The organism is Archangium sp. (genome assembly GCF_036388035.1).
Classification (GTDB): domain Bacteria; phylum Myxococcota; class Myxococcia; order Myxococcales; family Myxococcaceae; genus Archangium.
On sequence record NZ_DASVSO010000976.1, the window covers coordinates 1 to 2,461 of the forward strand.

At 74.3% G+C, this 2,461-nt stretch carries 1 protein-coding gene; it reads left to right on the forward strand.

Translation table 11 applies throughout. The annotated features are described in order from the left end of the window. The coding region (locus tag VF697_RS40325) for an ATP-binding protein (RefSeq protein WP_331103640.1) at positions 1-2,461 on the forward strand (2,461 nt) is incomplete at both ends.

Genomic DNA, 2,461 nt, shown 5'->3' on the forward strand with positions numbered 1-2,461 from the left:
CTCCCCGGGCGAGGTGGTGCTGGATGAGCGGGCCTGGGCGCTGCTCGGGCCCCAGGCGATGGGCGAGCCCCTGCCCGGAGGCTTCGTCCGGCTGCGCTCCCTGCCCAGCGCGCCGGAGCTGTCGGTGAAGGACGCGCTCCCGCCGGAGCCTCCCGGCCTGGAGCCCTCCGCGCTGCGTGCGTTCGTGCCCCGCACGGTGCTCAGCCGCCTGGACGCGGGCCACGCCGAGTGGATGGCCGAGGTGCGCCCGGTGTCGGCGCTCTTCATCAACCTCAAGGAGCCGCGGCTGATGCTGCGGGGTGAGCGCGCGGAGTTCCAGCGCGTCACGCTCGCGGTGCAGCAGGCGCTGGCCACCTTCGAGGGGCACCTCAACCAGATCGTCACCGAGGACAAGGGCATCGTCTTCGCGTGCACCTTCGGCCTGCCGCCGCTCTGCCACGAGAACGATGCCGAGCGGGCCGTGCGCGGGGCACTGGCCATTGGCGAGGCCCTGCGGGCCCAGGGGCTGCGCCACGGCATCGGCGTGACGACGGGCAGGGCCTTCTGCGGCACCTACGGCGCCGAGTCGCGCTGCGAGTACGCCGTGCTGGGCGACGTGGTGAACCTGTCGGCGCGGCTGATGCAGCGCGCCGAGGACGAGGTGCTGTGCGACGAGCCCACCGCGCGCGCGACGCGGGGCCGGGTGGAGCTGGAGGAGCTGCCGCCCGTCCAGCTCAAGGGCAAGTCCACGCCCATCTCCCTGTCCCGCGTGCTGCGCAACAAGGTGGCCGGGGCCACGCCCGCCTTCGACACGTCGACGTGGCTGGGACAGCAGCCGCTGCTGGCGGCCTACCGCGCCCAGCTCGAGCGGGGCATGGTGGGGCGCAAGCGCGAGCGCGAGCAGGTGCGGGGCCTGTTGGACGAGCTGGCGGCGGGCATCGGCGGAGCGCTGCTGCTGGAGGCGGACACGGGGCTGGGCAAGACCATGCTGCTCTCCGCGCTCCTGGCCGACGCGGCCGAGCGCCAGCTGCCGTGCCTGGTGGGGCTGGGAGACGCCATCGAGCGCGCGGTGGCGTACCGCGCCTGGCGGCCGCTGTTGGAGGCGCTGCTGACCACGCGGGCGCGGGCCAGCGCGGAGGGCGCGACCTCGGAGGAGCCCCTGCGGGAGGGCTTGCGCGAGGCGCTGGCCGATCACCCCCACGGGACGGAGTGGGAGCCCCTGCTGGCGAACGTGCTGGGGTTGCGCCTGCCGGAGAACGAGGTGACGCGGGCCATGGCCACGGAGGTGCGTGGCGAGAACACGCACGCCCTGCTGGTGCACCTGCTGGAGCAGACGTTGGTGCGCCGCGCCTTCGTGGTGGCCTTCGACGACGCGCAGTGGTTGGACCCGGAGTCCTGGCGGCTGCTGGTGGAGGTGCGCCGCCGCGTCCCCACGGTGCTGGTCGTCCTGGCCGGCCGGGGCATGGAGGAGGTGCTCGAGGAGCGCCATCAACTGCTGGCGGCGGGCCGCTCCACCCGGCTGGAGCTGCGGCCCCTGGAGCCGGACGAGGCGCACGCCCTGGTGTGCCGCCGGCTGGGCGTGGTGGAAGCCCTGCCGGAGTCCCTCGCCACGCTGCTGTACGAGAAGGCCGAGGGCCATCCCCTCTTCCTCGAGGAGCTGGCGTATTCGCTGTACGGGCTGGGCGTGCTGCGGGTGGAGGATGGCGAGTGCCAGCTCACCGTGGAGGCCGGCCGGCTGCGCGAGGTGCACCTGCCGGACACCTTGCAGGGCGCGGCCCTCAGCCGCATGGACCAGTGCTCGCCGCAGCAGCAGCTCGTGTTGAAGGTGGCCAGCGTCGTGGGCCGCACCTTCTCCTATCGCACCGTGCATGACGTGCTGCCGGTGGAGCGGGACCTGCTGACGCTGGACGAGAGCCTGACCTCGCTGGTGCAGCGCAACCTCACCCGCGTGGATCGCCCCGAGCCGGAGCGCGTGTACGCCTTCCAGCACGGACTGCTGCACCAGGCGGCCTACGAGCTGCTGGCGGCCTCGCAGCGCCGGGCGCTCCACCGGGCGGTGGCGCAGTGGTACGAGCGCGTCCGCGGCGAGGAGCCGGAGGTGTACCCCAAGCTGGCGCACCACTGGCTGGAGGCCGCCGAGCTGAAGCAGGCGCTGCACTACCTGGACCTGGCCAGCACCTCCGCCTGGGGGCGGGGCGCCAGCCGCGAGGCGGTGTACCTCATCGAGCAGGCGCTCGCGCTGGAGGACAAGGCGGGCCTGACGCACGCCGAGCCCCTGCGGCGGGCGCGCTGGTTCCGCACCCTGGGCGAGGCGGCCTTCGAGGGAGGCGCCAGCGAGAAGGCCGTCGAGCGCTACCGCCAGGCACTGGATGCGCTGGGGCTACCGCTGCCCCGCTCGCGCTTCGGCTGGGTGCTGCGGCTCGGCCGGGAGTTGCTGCATGGGGCGGTGACGGCCTGGTGGCCCCGGGCCCGGCGCCGGGCC